The sequence below is a fragment of the Bartonella sp. AD328YNZD genome (genome assembly GCF_042196425.1).
Map to the genome: position 1 here is coordinate 1 of NZ_JBHIQG010000676.1, position 813 is coordinate 813.

The following is an 813-nucleotide window of genomic DNA, read 5'->3' on the forward strand; positions in this document are numbered from 1 at the left end:
AAGAGTAGTTTTATGAAATTAAGTCGGTTTTTTCCGAGAGACAAGACAATAAGTATCAGGAAAAGATCATGATATTTGATTTCAAAAATAAAAACTGGCAACATGGTTTGCCAGTTTTTAAAAGCTGTAGCTTAAATAGGATTAGAATGAACGCTGTAAACGGATCATACCTTGAAAAGCACTTTTTTTATTGAATAAATGTTTTTCATCATTATTTTTATCCGTCACAACGCGATCATCGTTCCAAGAAACATAGGTTAATTCAGGTGTAATCACAAACCCTGGAACCAGCGTGTATGCAATATTTACAGAAGTTGCAAAGGTTTTTACAGCACTATAAGAAATTTGAGCATTCAAATTTGCTTTTGGAGTAAGCTTGTAAGTGGCACCCGCCCAAGCAGCCCATTTACCACCCCAGTTTGCATAAATTGTTGTGCTTTTTCGTGATAACTCATCATTTTCATTTACTGTGTAGTAATCAAGGCCGTTTTTATAACCAGCCATTACCCATAGATTGAAACGATCGTTGACATTGAAATCTGCACGTATTTTTCCAGCCCACTTTTTGTAGTAAGCATCATATGCTGCAACCGCTGAAAAACCACCCCATTTTTGCATGAACTTTATACCCAAAACCACATTCGGGGTGTAATTTTTAATTGCTTTACTTGGAAGAGTATCATTCGTGATAGAAGCAAGCTTACCATCTTTATCAATGTAGTATCCTGTTACTCCTGGAAGATCATCTGCATTATTGCCTAATTCAGCGCCGATAATAGCAGAAAAACCGGAGTCACCACTAAAGGTGTAGGA

1 protein-coding gene is annotated in these 813 nt (G+C 36.7%); it reads right to left on the reverse strand.

The window, feature by feature from the left end:
• Positions 1 to 141: 141 nt before the first annotated feature.
• Positions 142 to 813: porin (locus ACFIO3_RS14410; protein ID WP_375704713.1), on the reverse strand; the 672-nt coding region annotated here is incomplete at its 5' end.